Source organism: Pseudarthrobacter sp. NPDC058329 (assembly GCF_042879835.1).
GTDB lineage: Bacteria > Actinomycetota > Actinomycetes > Actinomycetales > Micrococcaceae > Arthrobacter.
Genome location: NZ_JBHVZR010000005.1, coordinates 73547 through 96596 on the forward strand (window position 1 = coordinate 73547; position 23050 = coordinate 96596).

The window sequence follows — 23050 nt, forward strand, 5'->3', positions numbered from 1 at the left end:
TCCCTTCGATAGCCGGTAGATGAGCTGATGATAGGAGCGTACTAACTCACGGTCCGCGTCGGGAGTGAGGAACCGCGGCCCCCTAATGAAGGCGCGATCGGAAGATCGGCACTCCGAGGCCATCGAGCTGGTCAAGGTAGGCCTCGCGTCCAGCCATGCTCATCACCAGAGCGAGAGTCGATCCGGTGACAAGAGGGCCGGAGCCCGCAGTGAATTGCCCGTCATCTGCACGTAATTGCAGGCCGGCAGTGTGGGTGCGGCTGGCAACGGTAAAGTCACGACGGGCGAAGAACTCGGCCACGGGTGTCAGCGCCTCGATGCTTGGTGTGCGGGAAAGGCCCAGGGGCTGGCGGATGTCTTGGGCGTGCACGACGACCTCGCCAAGGTAGGCCGGGGTGTGTCCTGAGGGTGCCGTGGTACTGCTGATGATGGTGCAGAAACGGTCCAGTGTTTCTTCGGGACTCTTACCGCGGTGCTCGGCCAGGCGGCGCTGGTTGTGCACGTCGGGACGGAAACGTGCACCGATCATGCTGCGCAGCCACTGCCACTGGTCCAAGCTTGCTGCGGCAGTAAGGTGAGCGATGACTTGCTCGACGTTCCATTGCCCGCACAGAGTGCGGTGCTGCCATTGCTCTTCGCTGAGGCTGGCCAGGTCCTCCGTCAGAGCGGTGCGCTCTGCGTGTGCCAGCGCCCATAGGTGCTTGTTCTGCCATCTGCCCATATCGCTCCTGACACCTCTCGTTATTGGCGTGGTTTATGTGTAGCGGACGTGGCTGTGGCGGCGAGGAGGGATGCTCCGCCGCCTGTAAGGCTTTCCCGGTCCACGCGGCGCCCGGAAACCGCGAGCAGCAGATCAAGCGCATCGGCCTCGACGTCGTCCCCCTCACCCCAGCCAGCACCGGTCTTCCGGTCGATCAGCCGGAGCCCTGCGGCACGCTCGCTTCCACCACCGAAGGAAACAGGGGTCCGCAACTGGTAGGTGAGGGCCTGCACGACCGCAGGTTCCGGGTAATCTCCGGCGATGCCCAATGGCCGGCGGATGTCCTCACCGTGCACGATGGCCTCGACCAGGCGCGGTGCGAGGTTAGCCGGCGGCGTCCTCGTGAGGTTGACAGCTTCCGCGAATGCCTTGATGGTCTCCTGCGGGTCCTGGCTCTTTTCACGGGCGATGCCGTTCTCGTTCGCACGATCAAAGTCCAGGTGCGCCGTCATCAGGTCCCGGATGAAGGAGGCTCGGCCGGTTCGTGCTGTGTCCACGAGGTGAGCCAGGACATCGTGGACATCCCATCCTGGGCAGAGGGAGGGAAGGGCCCATTGTTCGTCGCGCAACTCGGAAAGGTCAGCGGCAAGTCGTCGCCTTTCCGAATGGACGGCCCGCCACACCGCGGCTGCTGCCTTGCTCATGCGGTTCCTTCCCGAAGGTTTTGGTGTCGATCAATACGGGCGCCTGTAGTAGACATCCCCCGGTTGTCTTAATAGTGCCCGCCCGCTGAGGCGGAAGGCTACCACAGCGGCTGCCCCAGCGATGAGATGCGCCTTTCAAGGGTTGTTCGGATGAGGGCGAACTGTGGCCGGGCCGGAGCTGACCGCCTTGCCAACGGAGATGCGGTTGCTTAACCCGGCCGCCTAGTTTTTGTCTTATATCCTTTCGGATGCGAGGCGTCTCCACGACATGGACGTGGCCCGCACGAGTGCAGGCTGTGACTTTCGGCGATAAATGGCGGTGTTTTCACAGCGCCATTTGGCGTGGTGCAGCCCGCAAGGGATCGGTCTACGGACGCAAAGAGGTATGGGACTCGGCGTCGTAGATCCGCTTGTCGCCCTCGCAGTCAGGTCAATCTTGAACACTGAAAATTCCTCGGGGCCGGGGGGCATGCTGCGTGGCCCGGCGGATCGTTGCTGCCACCCTTCCTTCTACGATGCCGCGGCTTTTACTGTTCGGTTCCGAACTATCCGCCCCCGAGCGACCCCCCCGGATGCTCCTGCAAGAAAACCTCCGAACCAGGCGTATCCGGCTGTACTCAATGCGAACCACACCGCGATGAACGACACGAGCACGACAGAACTCATCCACCGCCGAGACACACCAAAACGCACCAACACGGCCCCCGCCAGCAATCCGGCAATCAGGACTGCAATCTCCAGCGGTACCTGCTCCGTCGGCACAAACACCATCACTGAAATTGAGGCCAACAACACCAGCCCGCTGAAGATCAACGCGCCCTTCCAAGGACGCCGAGGACCGCTTCTCATGAATTACCAACTTCCAAAATTTGCTTCCGCTCGGTTATGCACGAGTGCACGCTCGCGACACCCGTGGACTAGCGGCTGGCGCGGCGACCGCCCCTGTATCCGCGGCCTTCCCGCCACCCAGGCAGGAGCTCGTTCAACTTCGTCTCCTTGGCAGGGGCGAGCCTGCCTGCGCGGTAGTCGATCCGCTGCCCATGCAGCCACACACCCAGCGTGCGTTCGTGGGTGTCGTCCGTTTTCTGGTGCCTGGGCCAGTCGCCGCCGGCGGCCCGGAGGTTTTGCAGTTCCTCCAGCCGCTGCTGCCAGCGTGCCTCGTCGTCGGCTTTTCGTGTTGAGGGCTTATCCCATCCGGGGATGACCGTCAGGGCCTCACTGTAAATGGGGGAGAGCGTCCCTTGTGCCGCTTCCCGCCGTCGGTGCACCAGCCAGGTACCCAGTGCCCGCTCCCTTGCCGTTTTGCCGTGGGTGACGGGCAGCCTGCCCTCGGATTCGTGGAAGGCGATGACGTCGGCCAGGTTCCGCAAGCCCGCCTTGGGCGTTCGCCGGGCTAGAGGGGGAAGGGCTGCTTTGTGCTCGTCCCGGATGCCAGGCTCTGCACGGGCAGCGATTTGTAGGTGGTAGCGGATGGTGGTCTCCGCGACGTTCTCTATGGCGGCAATCTGCGATGTCGGGATGCCCTTCCGGTACATCAGCACGAACTCCGGGTCAGGGGCGGCGCGCTTCACTTAGGACCCGTTTCTCCTTTGGGCGGCGCGGTGCGTCGCAGCTCAGCTATGCGCAGCCGAAGGAATGTGATTACCAGGATCAGGACGTAGATCGCCAGGCCGATCAGTACAGCCATCACGACAATGTAGAGCACGGCCAAGATACCGAAGCTTGGAGCGAGGTTCACCGTTACCTCCGTCCTAGGGCTTGACCCCGTGGGGCCTCTCGCGGTTTGAATTGCCCGTGGCGTCGTAGACGGGCTCGGCGTTCTGATTCACGGGGAAGCTCTCTATGACTTCGCCTGTAGCCGTCTCAATAATGACCACCGAGTCCGCCGGCCAGGCAGTGTCAGGGACAACGGCGTAATCAACATCGGAGACGTTGGTGACTTTCCCGGCGTCGTTCATCGAGCGGTTGAAGGCATCGACGACTTTCCCGGTCCTGGTGTTTACGGCCACGGTCTCCTGGGGGAGTCCTGTGGCGTCGCCGGACAACGGGGTTGCATTCCACCAACCCTCGTACCCACGTACTGTTGTCGGAGGTTCGACCGCGGCCGCTACTGAAGGTGCGGCGTCGGGCGTGGCGGTTTCCCCACTGGCGCAGCCCGCCAGTGCGATGGCAGCAGCAATTCCAGCTAGTCCAAGTCTTACCTTCACAACTTCCCCCTGAGTTGATTCGACAAACCGCACCGGGGCATGAACTAGCTCAGGTGCTTCCGGTCCTTAGCCTAGGGGAAGCATCGCCGGGGTACTCAGCCGGCAGGACCCGTGGATCACCCTAGGGAGTAGTCGGTGGTCGCTCCGTAGGAGTCCCGACTTTCACCTACCCGCTATCTCGGCAAAGGATCCTTTGCTGAGGTGACAGGATCCAGGACCATTTCAGACCTCGTCTTCCCGGGGAGCACGTCCGGTGAGACGATGCCCTTATGAGCGATAGACACGATGGAAACCGGGATGAAGCGCTGCCGAGCTCGCAACCGATCCGTACCGTGGGGCAACGCCGACGCGAAGCGGAGGTGAAGCTGGAGCAGCATCTGGAAGAAGCCCGCCACAAAGACGACCACCACGACACAGCTGAGCCGGCCCCGGGCACGGCGGCCAGTGAAGATGTCGATGGCGGCGACGTTGCCGCTATCCAGAACGATGACCGGCTCACTGCCGCGGACCGCATGGACCTGATTGCCAATCAGGTCATTCCCGAACAGGATGAGGGACGATGACTGGAGAGCCGGTGTTCTTTGAAATCGGAGTGGAGGATCCGGGGCGGGGCAAGGCGTTTTATAGTGCCCTGTTCAACTGGGACTTCGCTCCTGGGCCGTCCGAAGAAGGATTCAACATCGGCACAGGAGGGATTCCCGGTGGAATGCACGGCGCAGACCGCGGCGCTGTGCCATACCTTTTTTTCCGGGTGGAAGACATGGATATCGCGTTGGAGAGGGTGCGGCAACTTGGCGGCTCAGTCGATGACGTTGACGTTGGGGGCGAGGATCATGCTGCCGAATATGGCAGATACAAGCTCTGCAAGGATGATCAGGGCTCTGCCTTCGGTCTGCACGAACCGCCTCGTCCACTTGTCTAGCTATTGGAGCGACACCGCTCTGTCCTTCTCAGCTCCCGGGAAAAAGTTCAGTGCGCTTGAGGGCGTGGTGCTCGCTGAGCAATCACGGGCTCGGCCCTACTGGCTGGCGACGGTCCGGCACGGCCTGGCGATGATCGAAGCCAACCTGGCGTGGGTCGACCAGGCAGTAGCGGAGCTGGGCACCGCCGAGAGGGTGGCCGAGGCATGAAGGGCCAGCAGAACCGGGACGCCGAGCAGCTGCGGACGAGGCTGTCCGCATGGGCTCGACACCATCGCAGGCCGCTTGGACTGACGGGGGCGGCGGTGGCGGCCTGCATGGCCGGAGTGTGGCTCGCAGTTGTGCCTGATAAGGCAGCGGATACCTCCGGAGTGCAGGAGCTCGCGATCCGCTGGGGACACCCGGCCTGCTGGGCGCTCCTCGCCGTGGTCGGCGTTCTAGTTGCGATAGATGTACCGAAGCGAGCCCGTGACGGCGTTGGAATTGCCGCTGCCGCGTGCTACGCGGCCTTCATCGCCGGGATGCTTCTGTAGCGCAACATGCATGCGGTTAGCCTGCACAGCTACGTTCTACCGCGCCCTATCGATCTTGGAAACGAAGGATTTCGAGTAGACATCGAATCGAGAATCGCGGGTCAATCACTCATCGAGGTAATGTGTGACTTTCCACGGTAAATGGCGGCGTTTTCACAGCGCTATTTGGCGCATGGTGCAGCCCGCAAGGGGATGGTGGAGCAACCGAATGAACGCGGTGTAGTCAGTGGTGAGTAGACGTCAGAGTGTGGTCGGCGAGACCGGGTTCTGAAGGTTCAGACGGAAGAATGCGACTTCCTTACCCATCGCGTACCCGATCGCCGATGCCGGGATGGGCACGAAGGCGAGCCCCTGCCAGGGATGTGGCAACAAGAGAAGTACGGCCAATCCGGTCAGTATCAGGGCGTAGATCGGCCAGTGCGGTCCGCGGATGCCGGTGAAGAATCCGATGGCGCCGCCAACCAAAAGCGCAGCCCCCGTAATCGACAGTGCAGGCGGAAGCACATCGAGTGGCACAATGCTGAAGAAAAGGACGAGCAGCCCGGCGAGAAGCACCGTGGGGATCGTCATGCCAAGCCAAAAATCACGGGCGCTTCGCCGTCGATTCAACATGTCCGTCCACGATGTCCCCCAATTCGTCCTCCCGCTAGCTTACCGAGCGCGCAGCAAGACATCAGCTGCCGCAGTTAGTGCGCGATGGCAGCGTCGACCAATTGCGTTCCGTAAGCCGATCGCTAATCGTTCTCTGGACCAGAAGCTGATCCATAGGTACTATGCCATTAGCATACTAAGGAGTTCGGCATGGGAAAACGACCCGAAGGCGTCACCCCGATCACCAATCAAGGACTCGCCCGGTATACGGGCGCCCTCGTCGTCGGCGTACTTGTTGTCCAGGGGTACACCGCCTTCGTGGCGGACGGACGAGTCACAGCCGGCACCGCGCTGCTGCTCGCCGCCGTGGCGCTTTACATGGTGGTGTTCACGGTGAGGGTTGCGACCGCATTGCGCCAACGCGCCTACGGAACCTACTTCGCACACGCTGTTGCCTACCTGATCATCAACGGCAGTTTCTGGGTGCATGCCTGGATCTTGATGCTGAGCGGACGCGATGAGATGCTGCAGCAGGGGTGGACCGGCCCGCTGGTGTCGATGAGCGTACTGTGGGGCGCCGGACTCCTGGCGCACACGATCGGGGCCATGCTCAGCAGGGGCTATGAGCATGTCGAGGTCTGAACCGGCGGCGGCCGGACCTGACGTCGAACTGTCCGACTATGAGCGCAAAGTCCTCGCCGCGTGGACCGACACCCACAAAAAGAGCGCCCTGATGCTCTTCATTCTGCTCGCCCTATCCGAAGCACCGCGGTGGTCCGGTCGGATCCGCGACTTCATCACCGACCTAAGCGGCGGTTATCTGGCGGTGGATGAGCAGAGCATGCACCGGGCCCTACGGCGGGTGGAAGGCTTGAACCTCATCACCCATAGCCAGGAATCAGTGGCGGGCACCGGTGCCAAGCGGAAAATTTACGAGCTCACCGACTCCGGCGAGCGAGTCCTGGCGGGCTACCTCCAGGGGCCGATGGCATACGCGACAACCAAACGTTTCCAGGAGGCCGTCGCCGCCGCGCGTGGAGTCCAACCGGGTTGAGCGAACCCGACCAGCCTCACTGACGAGTATCCGTTCAAGCATCCTTCACCGGACGCATTACGCGCTGTGGGATCTCGTTTCATGAGGGTAAAGGCAGGTGTTTCCGGCTCATAGGCCCTTGTTCGGTTTCCGAGTCGTGAATGGCTGGGCCTTGAGGTGACCGGCCAACCCCACGAGTGGAACCTGGGGAGCGGAGGTCCCTCATCATCTGTGGCGACCTGCCCGGCACCAAGCGCGTACTGACCGGACTCGATCGCCACTCGATCGAGATGCGCGAGGTCTCCCCGATGAGCGGCCTGCCAGCCCAACCAGGAACGCCGCGACGTGCTTGCCCGGGTCGGCTGATGCGGCGAGACCAGTTGAGCACGCCATACGAACCGCATGCGAGAACTTCGGTCACCGTGAAGCGATCGTCGTGTTCTCCCACCGTCCCCGGCACATCCCGCGAAGAGGACCTCCTCGCGGCCATCATGTCGATCGAGGTGGGTATCCTCCCATCCCGGACGACAACAGCGAGACCGCCGGTAGCGAGATACCCGCGACGCCATCGGATCGCTTCGGAAGCACTCTCTAGAGGGCGATCAGCGCCGCAATGTAGAGGGCGGACGCGGACCAGGTTGCGACCATCTGGATCCAGTTGATCGTAAAGTACTTCTGCCGTCCGGCCTCCCAACTTGGCGGCAGCGCCTCGGGGTCCCAGGCCAGAATCACTTTGTAGTGCGGCGTTTTCACGGCGTTCGAGACGATGATGACGCCGACGAACACGATGCTCAGGCCGATCGCGGTGAGTACGAACGGCGCGGAACCGCGGTCCTCCCAGAGGAGCACGAGTGCCACTATCGGCAGGAGGAACATCCCAAGGGACCAGCCGAGGTTGTACAGCTTTCCCCAAGAGTGGTCCGCGAATCGGAGGAACGCTTCCATGAAGTTGCGGAACTCCCGGCCGTCCATCTCGGCGAGCATCGGCCGCATGATCGTGCACAGCATCCCCAGGAGGCCGCACGCGAGCCCGGACAAGAAGACGGTCGCTGAGAGCACGCATTGCTCACCCGTCATGGCGAGACGCTCTTTTCCCGGCTCTGCGGCCGGTTCGTGGAAGGCGCAGATGCCCAACAGCAGTCAGCGAAGGTGGCGCCAAAGGACATGAGAGGACTCTACGCGGGACCACCAGGGCGAGAAGGGGTATGGCCAGGCTCACCATGACGAGAAGCAACGAGAACGTCAAAACCGCGGATGCCGGCAAAACGAACAGCTTGAAACTGTCGATGGCGGTATGGACAAGCGCGGGCGCCCAGATCGTGCCGCGTCCCGTCTCATAGAGATACGCCAACGGGACCGAGGTGCTTGCGGCGACGAGCAGTGCACCTATACCCACGGTGGATCCACTTCGGAGGACGATCGGTATGTGGGCCGCGGCTACTAGGGGCATCGTCCAGAGAACGGTGCGCGAGAAGGAGCGTCCCAGCCGCAGCCGGCGGAAAGCATAACCACGCCAGACGAGTTCTTCCGCGAGGCCGTGAAAGGCGAAAAGTCCGATCAAAATCCAGGGCCAGTCGATGACGAGCTCGAGGTCGGCCCCCGTGACGATTTCGGTGGTCGGAAAGACGAGCAACACCAGTATGGACACCACCAAGGAGAGTGCAACGGCGCGCCAGGCGGGCAGTCCCAGACCGAGGTGCCGGATCGTCGCGCGCCACGGTGTCCGCGGGGTCGCCCGATCGACCACTACAGCAACGAGCACGACGACTGTCAGGATCAAGATGCCCCACCGTCCGGTGGCATCCCATTCGCCGAGCAGGGCGAGGGTGCCCCACAGCAAACCGAACCCGATCAGGAACGGGACCCAGGCGCGGCCGCGCACGACACCCGGCTGGTTCGTCGGCGACGTCGCCGAGGCAGGGTTGGTCGGAGTGATCACGGCGGCCTTTTCGTTCGATGGCAAAAGCGGTCCTCACGGAGTCGTCCCAGTGTGCGCGCGATCAGGCGCCCGGACCAGTGCGCGCGATCGGGCGACTGGAATTATCCGCCCACCAACTACTTTAAGAACCTGGCGATGATTTTGTTCATGGGGCTGAGCCTAGCTGGCGGTCTCCATCCCCTGATCAAGTAGCACCCTGTCCCGCAACTCATGGTTGGCCTCAAGGGGTCGTTGCAACACCTGCTTTGTTGAGGTGTTGTTGTGGGAGGAAATCAGGCTTCGTGGGGTCGGTGGTTCGCAGCGCTATTTGGCGCGTGGTGCAGCCCGCAAGGGGATCGGCTTACGTGCACAGTGGAAACTCAAATTCGGACGTGGGTGAAAGACCAGTATTTTGGCATAACCTCCGGGACACACACATGATGTAGGTTCCTTATGTTTCAGGTGCGGGAGTGACACTGCCAGGATGTCTCACTCCTAAGGAAGTGGGACACTCCCAGTCATCTGGCCCGGCCGCAGTTGGGGGACCTTCATCGGGCAATAAAAGACCGGGGTATACGCGCATCCCGGCACCCGCCTAGCGTGGGAAAAGCGTTAAAATCTTCGCGTCCGGGCAACGGCTCACGGGCAAGGGCATCGCTTCATCAAGTCCGGAGATGACGAGGTCAAGACAGATTTCGTTGAGACGAGTTCCTACGACAGGCAAAGGGACGCAGGTGCAGCCGCCACCAGTATTCAAGGGACCGGAGGAGTGTCTCGAAAAGCTGTACCTTACCGAGACGTACGACCAACAGGTCAAAGGTTTCGACGCCCCGCCTTTGCAGAGCCATCTCAGGAGCGTGGGCCACTCAGGTTTGCGGCCTGGCCGCAGGGCTTGGCGTCGGTGAGAGCGATGCCAAACCCGGCTCCCTGACTAGGGAGTTATTGGGGGCTAACCTTCCCAGGCAGGTGACGACAGTGTGGCGCCCACGCCCGGAAGGGGCGGAATGCGCCGTCCTTCGGCCGACCGTTTACCGCCGGCGGTTCCGGCGTGCCGCCCGGAGGCCAAGGAGGATCGCGCCACCCACGAGCGCCGCCCCGATGCCCTGCAAGCCCGGGGAGTCATCGGCGCCGCCGACGATGAAGACTGCCACGCCGAGCACCACGACGAGGAGTGGGACCGGCCACCTCATGATTTCTCTGTCCCGTCGTCACCAGCGCCGTCGGCGGCCCAGTCGAGTAGGTCGCCTGGATGGCAATCCAGAGCCCGGCACATGGCGTCCAAGGTGCTGAAGCGGATTGCCTTGGCCCGGCCGTTCTTCAGGACCGCCACGTTGGCCGGGGTGATCCCGACGCGCTCGGCGAATTCACCCACGCTCATCTTGCGTTTGGCCAGTTCCACGTCGATGCGCACGACGATGGCCATCAGATCACACCTTCCATGTCGGTCCGTAGTGACGTCGCCTGGCGCAGCAGATCCCGCATCACCACGATTAGCAGAACCAGCACCGCACCGATCATCGTGATGCCGATCAACACCGCAGGCGTCCCAGGGTCGCGCAGTTCAGGAGTGAAGTAGATGTACGCGACGAGGGAGCCTGCCATGGCTGCCAGCAGCAGCCACGCCACAACGAACGCCCACATGATCAGGTCCACCCACCGCAGCGAGGCCGCGGTGAAGATCCGGTCGCGCTGGATCAGGGTCAACAGCCGCCAGACGCACACGATCACAACCTGCAAACACAGTGCTTCCAGTTCCCAGAACAGCAGCATCGGCCACCGCCAGGGATCGAATGCCGGCTCCTCCTCGGTTGTGAAGAGAAACTCCCCGGGAAACGACATGACTTGGGCGACCAGCAGGCCGAGGAACACCATTATCAGCAGAACTCGAAGCGGAATAACCAATCGATTATCAATTGTCACGTATCAAGATTCGCTCATATTCTATCGACAGGCAATTGAATAGGTGTCGGCGTGTGATAGATCCTTGAGCTTCAGACAGACGACGGCTTCCCACGGCGCTCCCAACCGCAGCGCCGTGCCGGCTCTACGATTACGGCGTGCTCTTGTTGGCGGAAAAGCCATGACCGAACCCGGCAACGGTTTGCTCCCGGACGCCCGGGTTGCGGCCTTCGTGCCACGGCGGATCACTGGCCCGGTCCTGGCAGGTGTTGTACCCGGTCAGCCCCTTCAGGGTTGTCCAACGGGCCCCAAGAGCTGCCCACCAACCTGGGCGTGAAACTGGTCTGCGCGTACGTGGACATCACCAGCTATCTGGCAGACGAGCCAGAGGAGGGACCCTACGTCGGTCCATCTTGGTCTGAGGCGCTCGTTGACGATGCCGGAGGGGCAAGATCAAGATGCAGTCACCATGCGCTGCTCAGTCCCACTTCTGCTTCTGCGTGCGTTCCACTAGCCTGTCGGTACCGTCGGCCCTGGTGGGGGAGGCCGAGGCGGGCCTGAACATGTATTCCACCCGCTCTCATGGGCACGCCGCCGAAGGGATTATTGCTGGTTGCCCCACCATGACGCCTGCCAAGTGAGTTCGGCCAGACGGGCTTGGCCTTCGAAGCTTGGATGGAAGTAGTCGAGCACACTAATGTCGCTTGGCGTGAACTTGAAGTCATGCATGGCGTTGTTGTCCCAGCGGCAGTTCTTGTACTGGGAACAGGCATGGGCGAGGATCTGGTTGAACGCGAGTTCCCGTTCAATGACCGATTGCCGCTGTTCCTCGGTGTTGCTGGCAGCAAGCATCGATTGGCAGGTGCCGTTCGACCAAGCTTTGCGTGCCTCGGCGTTGCTTTCCAGGACCTTCCAGAGCTGGTGGAGGTCCGGGATGCTGCCGACGAAGATGCGTGCCTTGGGTAGGCCGCCGTGGAGCGTCGCCAAGGCGGTCGTGATGTGCGAAGCGAATTCTGCCTCGGATGTCATTGTGGCTGCAGATGAGGCGCAAAGGTCGTTTGCTCCGATCAGGATGGTCACGTATTCCACGTTCTGCTGGACGGCCTTTTCGGCCTGGTCCGGAAGGTGTCTGGCTATGGACCCGCTGATGGCGTTGTTGTGGTTGCGGCCCGTGATAGCCGGGTCCAGTCCTGTCAGCCGCTCATAGTGGCTGCTGACTCCATCGCCGGGGCTGTGCCCCGTGGACCATGAGTGGAGCGAGTTGTCACCGTTGGAACAACATACTGCCAGGGCCCGGGTAATGGAGTCGCCCAAGGCTGCCATGGAGGTGGGCGGCGGCGAGGAAGATGACGGCGGCACGGTCGGTGTGGGCTGCGCGGCCGTGACCGCCGCGAGCATGACAATCGGCAGGAGCAGGAAGCGCGCAACTTTCGGCACGGCAACCTCCTTCTCGGCCGGCGGTGCACATCGGGCAACTCGCCCTGTCAGCCCCTACAATCTGACGCTATGTTCCCATTCTTGCCCGTGTCCAGTACGGTTCCCGTTCTCCGGGCACAAGAGCCCCTGGCGTGGAACATCCGTTGGCGAATTCTGAGGGAACGGGCAGACTTGCGTTATGCGTAGTTTCGGGGTGGAAGAGGAGTTTTTGCTCGTCAACGTCCAAACCGGGAATCATGCCGCGGTCGGAGAAAACCTCGTTGCCGCCGCATCCGCCAAAAGCACCAGAGGAGGGGGCGGCGGCCGGTCAACAGCAACACATGGCAACACCTTGACCACTGAGGTACAGCGCGAGCAAGTCGAAGCGGTTTCCGCTCCTTTCACTTGCCTGTCGGATCTTGCTGCCGCCCTCAAAGAAGGCAGGGCCGAAGCCAATCGTCAGGCCCTGGTCTTTGGAGCGAGGATTGCAGCTCTGGGAACTTCACCGCTTCCTGAATTGCCTCATCTGGTCCAAACCTCCCGCTACCGTGCCATGGAAGAGCGTTTTGGGCTGGCACTAAGGGAACAATTGATGTGTGGTTTCCACGTGCATGTCTCCGTCAACTCTCCCGATGAGGGGGTGGCTGCCCTTGATCGGATCAGGATCTGGCTGCCGACCCTGATTGCCCTGTCCGCGAATTCACCCTTTTGGCAGGGCAAGGACACCGGCTATGCAAGTTTCCGCTATCAGGTTTGGAGACGCTGGCCAACAGCAGGACCAACCGAGATATTCGGTTCGGCCCGGGCTTATTACGACCTGGTTGAGATGCTGCTCTCCTGCGACGTCCTCCTGGACCGTGGCCAGATCTACTTCGATGCCCGCCTTTCGGCGACCTATCCGACAATCGAAATCCGCGTCCCGGACGTCTGTACCGACCCAGCCCATGCCGTAGCCGTGGCCGCCGTTGTCCGAGCGTTGGTTGAGATGGCGGCTACGGACTGGGCCGAGGGGAAACCGCCCCCTGCAGTTCCTGCCGAAATGCTGCGTCTGGCCTCATGGCGAGCCAGCAGGTACGGCATCGAGGATGAGCTCATCCATCCCAAGCTGAACCGGCCCCGTCCGGCAGAAGAAAGTGTGGCAGCTCTCTTGGAGCACGTCGAGCCAGCCCTGTCGGAAACCGGAGACAGGTCACTGGTGGAGAAAACCATCCGGCAGATCCTCGCCAACGGGACAGGCGCGAGTCGGCAGAGAACCGTCATGAACAGTGCCCGAAAGTTACGCGAAGTCGTTTTGGATGCGGCAAAACGCACTACCGCCTGAACAACGTTGACACGGCTCCCATTCAAACCAAGTGCCTTATGCACCCTCGGCGCATGCTGCAACCGTACCGAAGGTTGTATCAGTGACAGGTGAGTATGGCAGAGGTTTTGGAATATCATCCGGGACGGTGAGGTTACGCCATTCCGATCCGTGATGCCAGTTTCCGAAGTCGTCCGCACGGGATGTCCGAAGTCGTCTGCACCGAAAAGGTTGAAAGCAATTGGCCTTGACCACGAAGGGCTGTGGCCGGACCCTACACATGGCACCGAGGACGCCGGGACAATTCCGGTGACCAGTGTGCCGATGCGGGCAGCTGCTGCGAGCTCCAGGTCAGTGTCCGTAAAAGTCAGGTTGTCGCCGCTGATGACCAAGACGCTCCCTGCCCCGGCTGCTTGCCTTGACCGTCTCGATGTATGGGGCCGTGTCCCTGCCCTTGAAGGCCTCGAGTCGTTCGTCCCAGGCGACGTTGCTGGTGATGGGCATTTCCCCAGTCCTATCCGTGACGCGCTCCGGCGACGCGCGGCACGAGTGGGCTGTTCACGTCTGGAGCGGGAGACCTGGCCGCCGGGCGTGGCATCGCATGGGGGTTGCGATGCCACGAACGGCGCACTGGCTGTATAAGTCGTGAGGGCTAACTCCTGAGCCAGATACGGAAAGCATGCAGCGGTGACCTTGGGGAAACCCTTCGACCGTGACTTTGCAAAAACCTTGCGAAAACCCTGTGAACGGACCCAGGCGGGGAGATCGCTCCACTCGATGTCGTAATTGGTTGCCGGTAGCATCTCACCCGGAAGTCCGTCGGCCCCCCATTCGGCGGGCTTTCTTTGTGTCTCCCGTTGGTGATACATGTCGGTAAAGGGTCTGACGGGTGATGCCGAGCGCGATGCAGAGGTCGCTGACCTTGGTCTCGGGTTTACCCATCGAAGCCATGGCGAGCCGGACTTTGGCGGGCGTCATCTTGTAGGGGCGGCCGCCGCCGTTGCGGCCGCGCGCACGGGCGGAAGCGAGGCCGGCGAGGGGTGCGCTCGGAAATGAGTTCGCGTTCGAACTCGGCAAGGGCGGCGAAGATCCCGAAGGCCAGCTTCCCGGAGGCGGTGGTGGTGTCGATGGCCGCGCCTTGACCGGTGGGGACTTTGCACAACCCCCGTATTCCTGCGGATTTCCGCGCAGACGACTTCGAAAATGACAGAGGTTTGGACACGCATTGGTGGCGGCGCGTTGGGATTCCAGTTTCGAGGAGCGGTGACCCTACGGGGCGGCCGCACCTGCCATTCGTAGTTCCCATTTATCCTGATCGACTACCATTCGTGGCGCTACCTAGGTCCTAGGTAGCGCGCAGTACGTACTTCGCATCGAAAGTTTCTGCCGTGTACTGGACCTCGACTATGTCGAAACCGGCGCGTTCAATCATGGGCTCAAGGAGCCAGCGGAACGTCGAGTGCTCGTCCCTTATATGCTCTTCGAATTCATCTCGGCTCCACTCACCATCGACGTTGGCACCGCCTTGGGAGCACCACGTCTCAATTTGTCCTGTGGCGTCCGCGGGATTGAAGTCGTAGACGACGTCCCACAAGCGGCAGATGCCCCCGGGGGACAGTAGTTTTCGCATCCGGTCCAGTGCGATCGCTTTCCAGAAATCAGGGAGGTGATGCAGCGCGTAGCGGGAGTAGACGAAGTCGGCCTGGCTTTCGGGCTGGGTGTAACTGAGGAATCCGGCGTTGACCAGCGTTACGTTGGTCAGATCCTGGTCTGACAGTTTCGTCTCTAGGTAGGCGAGCATTGGTGGGGAAACGTCGACTGCGACTACACGGGCGCAGGCCCGCGCCGCCTCGACTGTTAACTGTCCTGTGCCTGCCCCAAATTCGATGATGGTCGACTGCGCGTTGAGCCCGTAACCTTTCAAAACCGAGAGCTCATCCCTGGCACTGGAGTCCATTTTCCCGTCGTACCGGGCGACATGTTCCATGTCCAAGTTCTCTCGGCCAGCGAGAGCGAGTTCATTGGGGTACCAGCTGGGAGAGCTCATAACGGTCAGCATCTCATGGCATCCATCCCCTAAATAGCGTTGTTACGTTCGGCGCGGTCGCGGACCTGAGAACTCATCTATAGGCAGGCGTTGGGACGTGAAGAGCAGTGTCCCACTTCCAAGCGGCTTAGGGGCGCTGCCGCGCCGTGAGGTGTGAAAATGGGGGCGTGGTTGGCTTCCCGGCTCTGGTCTTCCTGCGGGCGTCGGGTGCATGATGGCCGTGTCTGCCGCGGATGACGCCGGACTTCCTTGGTGCCGAGACTGAGCCCGCTTCCAAGCGTGACGTGAAGGACTCCCACGGGAACCGTGGATTGTTGCTTCGAGCACGAGTGCTAGATTCCTGAATTTATCCCTGTCCTTCCCGCGGTGGACGCTCCGCTACTGAACAAAGGACTAGACAATGGATATTGTGCATGAGCGCGCCGTCGGCATGGATATCTCCAAACACGACGCGAAGGTCTGCGTGCGGGTCCCGGGACATCAACGCGGCCGGTTCAGCTCGACGGTAACCACCTGGGGATCAACCACGAATGAGATCCTGCAGTTGCGCGCTTTCCTCGAGGAGCAGCAGGTCATAGTAGTGGTGATGGAAGCGACCAGTGACTACTGGAAGCCGTTCTACTATCTGCTGGAATCGGCCCTGCCCGTGATGCTGGTCAATGCCAAGGCCGCACGGAACATTCCGGGGGGCAAGACCGATGTCTCTGACGCGTCGTGGCTGGCACAGCTCGCATCCCACGGCCTTTTGAGGGGCTCCTTCGTGCCGCCAGAACCGATCCGGGAACTGCGGGATCTGACCCGTGCCCGGGCCATTGCCGTGCAGGACAGAACGCGGGAGATCCACCGCCTGGAGAAGTTTCTGGAAGGCAGCGGCATCAAGCTCTCCAGCGTCGTCAGCAACCTCACCGGCGTCTCTTCCCGGGCAATGTTGGAGGCACTCGTTGGCGGTGAGCGCGACCCAGAAGTGTTGGCGGAATACGCGCAGAAAAGCATGCGGTCAAAAATCCCAGAGCTGGTCGAAGCGCTCACCGGCAGGTTCGGAGAACACCAAGCGTTCATGGTCCGGGTGCACCTGGACCAAATCGATCACCACACCAGCGCCGTCACTGACTACACCGAGCGCATCGAGATGGCGATCGCGCCCTTTCGTGGCGCACGAGAGGCACTGATCACAATCCCTGGAGTCTCCATTCTGGTCGCCGATGTCATCATCGCCGAGACAGGCGCGGACATGAACATCTTCCCCACCTCGGCGCATCTGGCCTCATGGGCCGGCGTTTGCCCCGGCTCGAATGAGTCCGCCGAACATATCAAATCCACCAGAACCAGACCGGGCAATAATTACCTGAAGGCTGCCCTGGGCACGACTGCGCTGACGGCAGCCCGGCTCAAGGACACGTACCTCTCCCAGAAATACCGGCGGATCGCTGCCCGACGGGGTCCAAAGAAAGCCCTTGTTGCAATTGAACGCGTCATTCTGACCGCAACATGGAACATGCTCGCAAACGGCGAGATCTACATCGACCCCGGACCCGACTACTACCTCAGGCGCGATCCGGACAAGGCCAGAAACCGAGCCGTCCGCCAGCTCAAAACCCTCGGCTATGAGGTCAGCCTCACGCCGGCAAGCGCATAACTCACCATCTATTTACGTACTAGGAAGTGAAGAACATTAGCACCGCCCCGATGTAGAGGATGGCGAGGACGGTGGCGGCCTCGCTAATGCTGAGGGATCCGAGGCCGTTGCGGAGCATCGCGGTGACAGGGGAGGAAAACGGGAAGTAGGTGAAGACCTGAACGATGAGGGACTCGGGGTTGGAGAAGATCAGGGAGATCGTGTAGAAGGGCACGAAGATCAGGGCCATCATCACACCCATAAAGCTCCCGGCCTCCTTGGCGGTCGGCATGACCGCGCCGATCGCGACCAGGGTCGTGGTGAACAGGGCAAACCCGCCGACCAGGAGCAGGAACCCGATGATCATCGGGACCGGGTCAAAGACCAGCGCGGCTAGGTCGAGTTCGGGGATGCTGATCTGTTCGCGGAAGAAGACGTAGCCGATGATGACCGGGGAAGCGAAGATGAGCATCTGGACCAGTCCGATGCCGAAGAGCGCCAGGACTTTGCCGCTGATCAGGGTCGTGGGTTTGACGGTAGTCAGGATCATTTCGGTGACCCTGTTTTCCTTCTCCTCCAGTGTGGAACTAAGCATTTGCCCGGCGAGCAGGATGATCAGGGCGTAGAAGATCACCAGGAACATCAACGGAGGTATGGCGGCGTTGATCCCGCCGGTTTCCTTGCCGTCTTTAAACGTCGTAACGTCGATGGAAGCGTCGCCGGCGGCGAGGGTCGTCAGTGCCTCGGCGCCGATCCGGGCGCTGACGGCCTGGTCGAGCATGGCCTGGGTGACAGCGGAGTATTTGTTGTTCTCAAACAACCCCGCGTCGGCGCCGTAGACCTTAATTTCGGCGGTGGCAGGGTCGGCCGGGAAGTCAAAGAACGCATCCACCGCCCCGGTCCGGACTGCGCTGATGCCCTCCTGCGGTGACGCAGCCGGGTTGGCTCCGAACACCGCAGCCTGTTCAGGGGTGATCAGCCCTGAGGCGTCCCTGTAGGAGATGGAGAACTCAGCGCTCTCCTGGGCATCAGAGGCGGACGCGGTGGCGCTGTTGCTAACAAAGATCAGGCCGAACACGACGGCCATGATCAGCGGCACGGACAAGGTACCGACCCAAAAGCGTGCCTTGGTGATCGTGCGGACGAACTCGAAGCTGACGACGGTGCCGAGGTTGTGCTGTGCCATGACTGTTATGCCTCTGCCATGTCGAAGGTGCTGGTCCGGGCTTCGTTTTGGGTGCCGTAGACCCGGATGAAGATCTCCTCCAGGGAAATCTTGGTGGTGGTGAAGGACCGGACCGTGACACCGGCAGCGATCAGCTCCTTAAGGATGTCGGCCTCGTCGGCGTCCTCGCCGATGGACAGCTCGGAGTAGTTCGTCTCGTTCACCGTGATCGTGTACCGTCTTGACACCGGGATGGGGCCGGTGTGTTTGAGCCGGATGACGCGGCCGCCGAACTGGTTCTGCACGTCATCGATGGTTCCGTAGGCCTCGGCGGTGCCGTTCTTGAGCAGGATCACCCGGTCACAGAGCCGTTCCACTTCTTCCATCTGGTGGGTCACCATCACTACCGTGGCGCCTTTGGTCTTCTGCTCGCCAATGATGTCCATCAGCAGGCGCCGGTTGACCGGGTCAAAACCCTTGGTCGGTTCATCCAGGATCAGCAGCTCAGGTTCGTTCATGATGGTCACACCGAGCTGGACCTTCTGCTGCTGCCCGCCGGAAAGCTTGTCCAGCTGCACCTCGGACTTATCCACCAGGGCGACACGCTCCAGATACTCCAACGACCAGGTCTTGGCGGCGTGCCGCTCCAGGCCCTTGAGCCGGCCGAAGTAGGTCATCACGTCGATGACCTTTTCCTTCTTGTACAGGCCGCGTTCCTCGGGCAGGTACCCCAGGCGTCCGCCGTCCTCGGGCCGGAACGGCCGCCCGTCAATGTGAAGGGTCCCGGCGGTGGGCTGGTAGATGCCCAGCAGAGCCCGGATGGTCGTGGTTTTCCCGGACCCGTTGCTGCCCAGGAACCCGAACGTCTCACCCCGCCCCACATCGAAGGACAAATCCCGGATGACCGTCTTGTCTCCGAAATCCATCCTGAAATTGTTGATGTGGACGAGTGCTTCGCTCATGCCTTTTCCCCAAAAGTGCCGTCGAATGATCCTTCGAGTCTATCCACAGGCCCCGTTGGACGACTCAGCCCCCAAGATGACCCTGAAGACTCTAAAGGCCGGAGAGAGGACGGCGCCGGCGAGCAGTTCAGCGCAGGGCCGCTGCGGCGGCCACAGCAGCAGTGGGTTCACTTTTCCGCACGCCGAATCAGCGCGTAAAAGGGGAGAGTTAACAGCCTGATTACCCCGGCCAGGGCCAGAAGGATGGTGAGGGCAGCTAGTTGGCCGAAGAACAACAGAGCAGCCACGGCCAACGTTCCCATGTATGTGAGGGCGAAGGAAAGCGTTGCAGCATCAGGCATCGGCGGCCGTCTCCGGAGTAGTTGAGGGGAGCGGGGGAGGAAGTGCCGGTAGAGGGGTGCGCCTTTTCCGGTCTTGGCCATTATCTCCCGCGCCCGTCGAACCGGATGTCTTTATTGCAACGGGACATTGCAGCGCGGGTTTTCCTTTGCCGTGGGCGGCTGCTCGGCAGAACGGCGGGTATGCAGCCGTTGCCTGGTGCCGGGTATTGCACGATGATTTGCAGTGGGCTGCTCTTCGTCCTTGTTGGGGGGAGGACGAGCGTGTCTTCGCCCGGGGAGTAGCTGCTAGGGGGTGGGGCTGGCTCCCGGTCTCAGCACGTCTGGAGCCAGCACCCATTACAACCCGCAGGCTCATGAAATCGCTTTGAAAGTTTGAGGACTTCAATGATCCATGCGGGATCCCGGAAAGACCCAGAAGGATCGCGAAGCCAACGAAGGATTGACGAGTAGCGGTTACTGCCCGGCGTTTCGGTGTCAGCGCAAAGGGCAGCGCGTTGAACCGTCCTGGACGAATGGCTTTTTCCTGCCCTAGTCGAGGACAACGGCGGCGGCAGGTGCCGGTATTGCACCGTTGGGCCTGGACCTGTTCTGCCCGGCGTCCGGGGCTGATTTCAGCCTCGGGGCATGCGCTGCCGGGCACAGGTCCAAAGCAGTTTCGGCGAGTTCCCTGGGGCGGAAAGGTTTGCTGAGGTAACCGGCCGCTCCGGAGGCCATGCCGGCGAGAACATCATCGTTGTCTGCCCTGGCGGTGAGGAAAAGTATGGGTGCATTGCTCAGTGCCCGTATCGCCCGGGCAACGACGTGGCCATCCATATCGGGCAGTCCCAGGTCCAGCGTGATCAGGGCAACGGCAGGGTCACTGGCAGCGGCGATACCTTCGGCCCCTGTTCTCACGGCACGCACGTCAAAGCCGGCACGTTTCAGCACCAGTTCGATCAGTGTCCGGATATCGGCGTCGTCTTCAACGACAACGCACACCCGCTGTTCTTTCATCAACGCCCCCGGCTACCTTGGTTGCCACCACTGTAGGCCTGCCCGGGCTACCGGGCAGGGAGTGTTACTTCCGAACGCATCAAAAGCGACGACTCCCTTGGGGCGCCGGTCCTTGAATTGATTTGTATTCAAGGTCCGTCTTTGCCCACCCCAGCAGGGTTGGTGCTGCTGCGTGAAGGTGGGCAACGGTGGCGGTCAGTACTCCAGCTTCCACGCGTGCCTGTTCGACGTTTTTCTCTCGAACCAGTGCGTGCAGGGTCCTGCAGCAGGCTTCGGCCCGCAGCGCGCCGGTCATCGATGAGGTGATTTTCAGGCTGAGGAGAGCATCGAGGGACGCTGCCGTGTCCCTGTCGTCCAGGGCGGTGAGGATGCTTTTTAGGCGCTCCGGGAGCATGCGGAGATATTCACCCAAGAAGCGCAGTGCGATGTCAGGGCTGTTCAGTTCATCTGCCAGGCTTCTGATGACGTTCGGGTCAAAGAGTGCTGGCCGTTCAGGCATTCTTCTCAGCTGCCGGTGCCGTCTGCTCGGGCTTCTTTATCCAAATGCTGGCCAGCATCCCTACAACCAGGATGGCGGGGGCCCCATACATGAGCGTATTGAGCACGAGGGGTTCGCGGACCGCCCGGATGACCTGTCCAAGATGGGGGACGGTCAGGACATGCCGGTCCACGGTGGATCCGCTGATAGTCGCCAACCAGGGGTCCACCCCGTTATTCGCATCGCCCTTGGTCCGTACTGCGATGCTGCCGTCCGCGTTGGTGACCACCTCTGTTACCCGGTGCGTTTCAACGCGGAGGTCCTCAATGGGGATGTGGTAGGTGATGACGTCACCGACCCTGATGTCGTTGGCCGGGACGGGTCTGGTGACGAGGACGTCTCCGGGGTTGATGAGTGGGGACATCGAGCCGGTCAGCATCGTAGAGGTCTGGTAGCCGAACAGGCGGGGCCCGACGGCCAGCATCAGGAACGCTACTGCTGCCAGGACCAGCGCGCCCGTGGCCAGGAACGACAGTGACCGGCGAAGAACACACACCACCGGCCCGAAACCGGCACGGAAACCGGTCGCGTGGCGCGACCGGACCGAGCCCTGGACGGGGGTCTGGGCGAAGTCAATGGCAGCACTCATGGGTGGTCCTCGTTCCGGGGTGGAGCGGCCGGCGTTACTTGGTGGTGGCGGTCCGCTGGGTGCCGGTGAAGGTGAAGTCGACGGTGCTGGTCAGACCCTGAAAATCGTCTGAGGCGGTGCCCGGCAGGGTCGTGGTGACTTTGAGGTTGTCGGTGTTGCCGGCGGTCAAGGCTGTCAGGTTTGCCAGGGCCTTGGGGGTGCCGGTGATAATCGGGCTGGTCAAAACAACGGAGGACGTGCCACCGGCGCAGGTGTACGGTGCGGCAGACCCGGTCCAGGGGACAGTGCAGTTCTCGATGGTCAGCTGCAGACCGTGAGTCTGATCGGTCGTCAGCAGGGAGGCTGTAGTACCGGCGGCCGCCGTGCTCAGGGTGACGTTATTCAGGTCGGAGTCGCCGGAGTTGGCGAGAGTTACGAGCTTTTCGCTCTTATCCCCGGGCAGGACACCGGTGACGGGAACGTTCATCGTGTTGTTCGCTCCAGTGCCAACAGCAATCTTCACGGTGCCCGCAGTAACTTCCTCGCTAGCAGAAGTCGTAGAGGTAAACGCACCATAGGTGCCCATGCCCGCAACTGCGGCCGCCGTTCCCACCAAGGCTACGGAAGCGAGGATCTTACCGGTGGTGGTCTTCATGCTGATGCCCAAGAGAGTAGTCCTTTTCGGTAACTGGCCCACCCCCCATGGGTCGGCGCGAACGTCAGGCGCACTGCTTGGCCTGACACGAACACCCTCCCAAAACAGCATCAAGAGAAGTCCACACAGAGGCTCAAGAATCACGCAATACTTCGCATTTCCGCAGGTCAGCCGTGCAATGTGGCGGGAATCACAGTCCGGGCCAGTGAATTTAGGACTTCCAGATACTGTCTTGACCTGGTCTTGAGATTCTTCCGCGAAGGTGGAGAAAAGACGTCTGTCCCGGGCTCTGTCACAGTGCAATGGTCGGACTCAGGTCACGGGAGGGACGCATTGTGGGAACAGACAGGATCCATGGGAGGACCATCACCGCTGTGATGCTCCTGCTCCTGTCGTGCCTCATCGCCGGCGCACCAGCCGCACACGCCTTCTTCACCTCGGCCGCTACCGCCAAACTCACAGCCGGCACGCATATCCTCGCTGCGCCCGCCGACAACATCATCACGGCAACCTGCCTGCCGCTCGGGAACAGCGGCAAACACCGCTTGGACATCATTGTTGTCAGCCACGGAACCGTGCCCAAAGCGAACGCCTACGCCCTGACCATCACAGATCCATCGAACAACAAGGTCACGCGCGATCTCACCACCACCGTAAGAGGGTACTCGTCCAACTCTGCTGCCAGCGGGACGTGGGAATACGCGGTTGAGGCCCAGTACCAGGTGCCGGATACAACCAACGCCTGGAGCAGCTCCTCACAACCCCTCCGCATCAGCTGCTGAGCATTCCTTAGTTGGCGTGGCGCTGACTGCCATCCCCTGGCAGAAAAGTGACAAAATGCTGGACCTGGCGGTTCTAGGATTGAGTTTGAGTCCAGGTCAACGGGGGAGACACTACGTATGTCTGAGGAAGGTCCGCGGGGGAGGCGTCGTTCCGGGCGGAAGG

The 23050-nt window shown here is 61.6% G+C and carries 30 protein-coding genes and 1 pseudogene; 9 read left to right on the top strand and 22 right to left on the bottom strand.

Annotated features, from left to right (window positions below):
* Window positions 1-82: 82 nt before the first annotated feature.
* The 5 genes from ACFVYC_RS09070 to ACFVYC_RS09090 form a co-directional block, all read right to left on the bottom strand.
* Window positions 83-721 (bottom strand): maleylpyruvate isomerase family mycothiol-dependent enzyme, encoded by a 639-nt coding sequence (locus ACFVYC_RS09070; protein ID WP_387549147.1) that lies wholly within the window; start codon window positions 719-721, stop codon window positions 83-85.
* A 20-nt stretch (window positions 722-741) separates the two neighbouring features.
* The gene (locus ACFVYC_RS09075; protein ID WP_387549149.1) at window positions 742-1404 is read right to left on the bottom strand and encodes a maleylpyruvate isomerase family mycothiol-dependent enzyme; all 663 of its coding nucleotides are present in this window, start codon (window positions 1402-1404) and stop codon (window positions 742-744) included.
* Between the two features lie 917 nt (window positions 1405-2321).
* Window positions 2322-2975 carry a helicase associated domain-containing protein gene (locus ACFVYC_RS09080; RefSeq protein WP_387549151.1) on the bottom strand — a complete coding sequence of 218 codons (654 nt, stop codon included), beginning with the start codon at window positions 2973-2975 and terminating at the stop codon, window positions 2322-2324.
* The gene (locus ACFVYC_RS09085; RefSeq protein ID WP_387549153.1) at window positions 2972-3142 is read right to left on the bottom strand and encodes a hypothetical protein; all 171 of its coding nucleotides are present in this window, start codon (window positions 3140-3142) and stop codon (window positions 2972-2974) included. Before ACFVYC_RS09085 ends, ACFVYC_RS09080 begins: the two co-directional genes overlap by 4 nt.
* 13 nt (window positions 3143-3155) lie before the next feature.
* Entirely contained in the window at window positions 3156-3611 is a 456-nt protein-coding gene (locus tag ACFVYC_RS09090) for a hypothetical protein (protein ID WP_387549155.1), read from the bottom strand.
* A gap of 269 nt (window positions 3612-3880) precedes the next feature.
* On the opposite strand from ACFVYC_RS09090, the gene ACFVYC_RS09095 reads away from it, so the two are divergent.
* The 4 genes from ACFVYC_RS09095 to ACFVYC_RS09110 are packed head-to-tail and all read left to right on the top strand — an operon-like array spanning window position 3881 to window position 5064.
* The gene (locus ACFVYC_RS09095) at window positions 3881-4174 is read left to right on the top strand and encodes a hypothetical protein (protein WP_387549157.1); all 294 of its coding nucleotides are present in this window, start codon (window positions 3881-3883) and stop codon (window positions 4172-4174) included.
* 11 nt (window positions 4175-4185) lie between these two features.
* Window positions 4186-4533, top strand: coding sequence for a VOC family protein (locus ACFVYC_RS09100; RefSeq protein ID WP_387549159.1), 348 nt, complete (start codon window positions 4186-4188; stop codon window positions 4531-4533).
* The gene (locus ACFVYC_RS09105) at window positions 4526-4741 is read left to right on the top strand and encodes a hypothetical protein (protein ID WP_387549161.1); all 216 of its coding nucleotides are present in this window, start codon (window positions 4526-4528) and stop codon (window positions 4739-4741) included. Before ACFVYC_RS09100 ends, ACFVYC_RS09105 begins: the two co-directional genes overlap by 8 nt.
* Complete coding sequence (locus tag ACFVYC_RS09110) at window positions 4738-5064, top strand: hypothetical protein (RefSeq protein WP_387549163.1); 327 nt, start codon at window positions 4738-4740, stop codon at window positions 5062-5064. Before ACFVYC_RS09105 ends, ACFVYC_RS09110 begins: the two co-directional genes overlap by 4 nt.
* A gap of 240 nt (window positions 5065-5304) precedes the next feature.
* On the opposite strand, the gene ACFVYC_RS09115 is transcribed toward ACFVYC_RS09110, so the two are convergent.
* On the bottom strand, window positions 5305-5634 hold the full coding sequence (locus ACFVYC_RS09115) for a hypothetical protein (protein WP_387549165.1): 330 nt from the start codon (window positions 5632-5634) through the stop codon (window positions 5305-5307).
* Window positions 5635-5865: 231 nt separating this feature from the next.
* On the opposite strand from ACFVYC_RS09115, the gene ACFVYC_RS09120 reads away from it, so the two are divergent.
* Both ACFVYC_RS09120 and ACFVYC_RS09125 read left to right on the top strand, forming a co-directional pair.
* Window positions 5866-6297 (top strand): hypothetical protein, encoded by a 432-nt coding sequence (locus ACFVYC_RS09120; protein WP_387549167.1) that lies wholly within the window; start codon window positions 5866-5868, stop codon window positions 6295-6297.
* The gene (locus tag ACFVYC_RS09125; RefSeq protein WP_387549169.1) at window positions 6284-6709 is read left to right on the top strand and encodes a PadR family transcriptional regulator; all 426 of its coding nucleotides are present in this window, start codon (window positions 6284-6286) and stop codon (window positions 6707-6709) included. Before ACFVYC_RS09120 ends, ACFVYC_RS09125 begins: the two co-directional genes overlap by 14 nt.
* Before the next feature lie 570 nt (window positions 6710-7279).
* Here ACFVYC_RS09125 and ACFVYC_RS09130 read toward each other — a convergent pair.
* From ACFVYC_RS09130 to ACFVYC_RS09155, 6 genes are all read right to left on the bottom strand, one after another.
* Window positions 7280-7765, bottom strand: coding sequence for a hypothetical protein (locus tag ACFVYC_RS09130; RefSeq protein ID WP_387549171.1), 486 nt, complete (start codon window positions 7763-7765; stop codon window positions 7280-7282).
* Window positions 7755-8627, bottom strand: coding sequence for a CPBP family intramembrane glutamic endopeptidase (locus ACFVYC_RS09135; RefSeq protein WP_387549173.1), 873 nt, complete (start codon window positions 8625-8627; stop codon window positions 7755-7757). Before ACFVYC_RS09135 ends, ACFVYC_RS09130 begins: the two co-directional genes overlap by 11 nt.
* 1007 nt (window positions 8628-9634) lie before the next feature.
* Complete coding sequence (locus ACFVYC_RS09140; protein WP_387549175.1) at window positions 9635-9796, bottom strand: hypothetical protein; 162 nt, start codon at window positions 9794-9796, stop codon at window positions 9635-9637.
* Window positions 9793-10029: a helix-turn-helix domain-containing protein gene (locus ACFVYC_RS09145; RefSeq protein ID WP_387549177.1), complete on the bottom strand. Its 237-nt coding sequence runs from the start codon at window positions 10027-10029 to the stop codon at window positions 9793-9795. The genes ACFVYC_RS09140 and ACFVYC_RS09145 overlap by 4 nt, the downstream gene beginning before the upstream one ends.
* Window positions 10029-10526 (bottom strand): DUF2975 domain-containing protein, encoded by a 498-nt coding sequence (locus tag ACFVYC_RS09150; protein ID WP_387549178.1) that lies wholly within the window; start codon window positions 10524-10526, stop codon window positions 10029-10031. Before ACFVYC_RS09150 ends, ACFVYC_RS09145 begins: the two co-directional genes overlap by 1 nt.
* A 582-nt stretch (window positions 10527-11108) precedes the next feature.
* Complete coding sequence (locus tag ACFVYC_RS09155) at window positions 11109-11942, bottom strand: SGNH/GDSL hydrolase family protein (protein WP_387549180.1); 834 nt, start codon at window positions 11940-11942, stop codon at window positions 11109-11111.
* Window positions 11943-12120: 178 nt separating this feature from the next.
* On the opposite strand from ACFVYC_RS09155, the gene ACFVYC_RS09160 reads away from it, so the two are divergent.
* Window positions 12121-13242: a glutamate--cysteine ligase gene (locus ACFVYC_RS09160; protein ID WP_387549182.1), complete on the top strand. Its 1122-nt coding sequence runs from the start codon at window positions 12121-12123 to the stop codon at window positions 13240-13242.
* Window positions 13243-13572: 330 nt separating this feature from the next.
* Here ACFVYC_RS09160 and ACFVYC_RS09165 read toward each other — a convergent pair whose 3' ends face one another.
* The 3 genes and pseudogenes from ACFVYC_RS09165 to ACFVYC_RS09175 all read right to left on the bottom strand — a co-directional run bounded on the left by ACFVYC_RS09165 (window position 13573) and on the right by ACFVYC_RS09175 (window position 15268).
* Window positions 13573-13725: a hypothetical protein gene (locus ACFVYC_RS09165; RefSeq protein WP_387549184.1), complete on the bottom strand. Its 153-nt coding sequence runs from the start codon at window positions 13723-13725 to the stop codon at window positions 13573-13575.
* Window positions 13726-14025: 300 nt separating this feature from the next.
* Window positions 14026-14377, bottom strand: a pseudogene (locus ACFVYC_RS09170) (recombinase family protein); the annotation flags it as partial.
* Window positions 14378-14566: 189 nt separating this feature from the next.
* Window positions 14567-15268 (bottom strand): class I SAM-dependent methyltransferase, encoded by a 702-nt coding sequence (locus ACFVYC_RS09175; RefSeq protein WP_387549186.1) that lies wholly within the window; start codon window positions 15266-15268, stop codon window positions 14567-14569.
* A 400-nt stretch (window positions 15269-15668) separates the two neighbouring features.
* On the opposite strand from ACFVYC_RS09175, the gene ACFVYC_RS09180 reads away from it, so the two are divergent.
* Window positions 15669-16904: an IS110 family transposase gene (locus ACFVYC_RS09180; protein WP_387549187.1), complete on the top strand. Its 1236-nt coding sequence runs from the start codon at window positions 15669-15671 to the stop codon at window positions 16902-16904.
* A gap of 19 nt (window positions 16905-16923) precedes the next feature.
* Here ACFVYC_RS09180 and ACFVYC_RS09185 read toward each other — a convergent pair whose 3' ends face one another.
* The 7 genes from ACFVYC_RS09185 to ACFVYC_RS09215 all read right to left on the bottom strand — a co-directional run bounded on the left by ACFVYC_RS09185 (window position 16924) and on the right by ACFVYC_RS09215 (window position 22117).
* The gene (locus ACFVYC_RS09185) at window positions 16924-18069 is read right to left on the bottom strand and encodes an ABC transporter permease (RefSeq protein ID WP_387549189.1); all 1146 of its coding nucleotides are present in this window, start codon (window positions 18067-18069) and stop codon (window positions 16924-16926) included.
* 5 nt (window positions 18070-18074) lie between these two features.
* Entirely contained in the window at window positions 18075-19010 is a 936-nt protein-coding gene (locus tag ACFVYC_RS09190; protein ID WP_387549191.1) for an ABC transporter ATP-binding protein, read from the bottom strand.
* 167 nt (window positions 19011-19177) lie between these two features.
* Window positions 19178-19351, bottom strand: a complete 174-nt coding sequence (locus tag ACFVYC_RS09195) for a hypothetical protein (RefSeq protein ID WP_387549192.1) — start codon at window positions 19349-19351, stop codon at window positions 19178-19180.
* A 528-nt stretch (window positions 19352-19879) separates the two neighbouring features.
* Window positions 19880-20344, bottom strand: coding sequence for a response regulator transcription factor (locus tag ACFVYC_RS09200; protein WP_387549194.1), 465 nt, complete (start codon window positions 20342-20344; stop codon window positions 19880-19882).
* Between the two features lie 79 nt (window positions 20345-20423).
* Window positions 20424-20843, bottom strand: coding sequence for an Hpt domain-containing protein (locus ACFVYC_RS09205; RefSeq protein ID WP_387549195.1), 420 nt, complete (start codon window positions 20841-20843; stop codon window positions 20424-20426).
* Window positions 20836-21471: a signal peptidase I gene (locus tag ACFVYC_RS09210; protein WP_387549196.1), complete on the bottom strand. Its 636-nt coding sequence runs from the start codon at window positions 21469-21471 to the stop codon at window positions 20836-20838. The genes ACFVYC_RS09205 and ACFVYC_RS09210 overlap by 8 nt, the downstream gene beginning before the upstream one ends.
* A gap of 34 nt (window positions 21472-21505) precedes the next feature.
* A complete protein-coding gene (locus tag ACFVYC_RS09215; RefSeq protein ID WP_387549197.1) occupies window positions 21506-22117 on the bottom strand; it encodes a TasA family protein in 612 nt (203 codons plus the stop codon).
* Window positions 22118-22440: 323 nt separating this feature from the next.
* Here ACFVYC_RS09215 and ACFVYC_RS09220 point away from each other — a divergent pair, with 323 nt between their 5' ends.
* On the top strand, window positions 22441-22887 hold the full coding sequence (locus tag ACFVYC_RS09220) for a hypothetical protein (RefSeq protein ID WP_387549199.1): 447 nt from the start codon (window positions 22441-22443) through the stop codon (window positions 22885-22887).
* Window positions 22888-23050: the final 163 nt, after the last annotated feature.

What these genes read in the sequence shown, in the direction of transcription:
- ACFVYC_RS09185 (WP_387549189.1), bottom strand. Translation starts at nt 18,069, where the DNA reads ATGGCACAGCACAACCTCGGCACCGTCGTCAGCTTCGAGTTCGTCCGC.
- ACFVYC_RS09075 (WP_387549149.1), bottom strand. Translation starts at nt 1,404, where the DNA reads ATGAGCAAGGCAGCAGCCGCGGTGTGGCGGGCCGTCCATTCGGAAAGG.
- ACFVYC_RS09210 (WP_387549196.1), bottom strand. Translation starts at nt 21,471, where the DNA reads ATGAGTGCTGCCATTGACTTCGCCCAGACCCCCGTCCAGGGCTCGGTC.
- ACFVYC_RS09120 (WP_387549167.1), top strand. Translation starts at nt 5,866, where the DNA reads ATGGGAAAACGACCCGAAGGCGTCACCCCGATCACCAATCAAGGACTC.
- ACFVYC_RS09115 (WP_387549165.1), bottom strand. Translation starts at nt 5,634, where the DNA reads ATGACGATCCCCACGGTGCTTCTCGCCGGGCTGCTCGTCCTTTTCTTC.
- ACFVYC_RS09125 (WP_387549169.1), top strand. Translation starts at nt 6,284, where the DNA reads ATGTCGAGGTCTGAACCGGCGGCGGCCGGACCTGACGTCGAACTGTCC.
- ACFVYC_RS09165 (WP_387549184.1), bottom strand. Translation starts at nt 13,725, where the DNA reads ATGCCCATCACCAGCAACGTCGCCTGGGACGAACGACTCGAGGCCTTC.
- ACFVYC_RS09145 (WP_387549177.1), bottom strand. Translation starts at nt 10,029, where the DNA reads ATGGCCATCGTCGTGCGCATCGACGTGGAACTGGCCAAACGCAAGATG.
- ACFVYC_RS09110 (WP_387549163.1), top strand. Translation starts at nt 4,738, where the DNA reads ATGAAGGGCCAGCAGAACCGGGACGCCGAGCAGCTGCGGACGAGGCTG.
- ACFVYC_RS09140 (WP_387549175.1), bottom strand. Translation starts at nt 9,796, where the DNA reads ATGAGGTGGCCGGTCCCACTCCTCGTCGTGGTGCTCGGCGTGGCAGTC.
- ACFVYC_RS09200 (WP_387549194.1), bottom strand. Translation starts at nt 20,344, where the DNA reads ATGAAAGAACAGCGGGTGTGCGTTGTCGTTGAAGACGACGCCGATATC.
- ACFVYC_RS09205 (WP_387549195.1), bottom strand. Translation starts at nt 20,843, where the DNA reads ATGCCTGAACGGCCAGCACTCTTTGACCCGAACGTCATCAGAAGCCTG.
- ACFVYC_RS09175 (WP_387549186.1), bottom strand. Translation starts at nt 15,268, where the DNA reads ATGAGCTCTCCCAGCTGGTACCCCAATGAACTCGCTCTCGCTGGCCGA.
- ACFVYC_RS09130 (WP_387549171.1), bottom strand. Translation starts at nt 7,765, where the DNA reads ATGACGGGTGAGCAATGCGTGCTCTCAGCGACCGTCTTCTTGTCCGGG.
- ACFVYC_RS09070 (WP_387549147.1), bottom strand. Translation starts at nt 721, where the DNA reads ATGGGCAGATGGCAGAACAAGCACCTATGGGCGCTGGCACACGCAGAG.
- ACFVYC_RS09190 (WP_387549191.1), bottom strand. Translation starts at nt 19,010, where the DNA reads ATGAGCGAAGCACTCGTCCACATCAACAATTTCAGGATGGATTTCGGA.
- ACFVYC_RS09195 (WP_387549192.1), bottom strand. Translation starts at nt 19,351, where the DNA reads ATGCCTGATGCTGCAACGCTTTCCTTCGCCCTCACATACATGGGAACG.
- ACFVYC_RS09180 (WP_387549187.1), top strand. Translation starts at nt 15,669, where the DNA reads ATGGATATTGTGCATGAGCGCGCCGTCGGCATGGATATCTCCAAACAC.
- ACFVYC_RS09095 (WP_387549157.1), top strand. Translation starts at nt 3,881, where the DNA reads ATGAGCGATAGACACGATGGAAACCGGGATGAAGCGCTGCCGAGCTCG.
- ACFVYC_RS09160 (WP_387549182.1), top strand. Translation starts at nt 12,121, where the DNA reads ATGCGTAGTTTCGGGGTGGAAGAGGAGTTTTTGCTCGTCAACGTCCAA.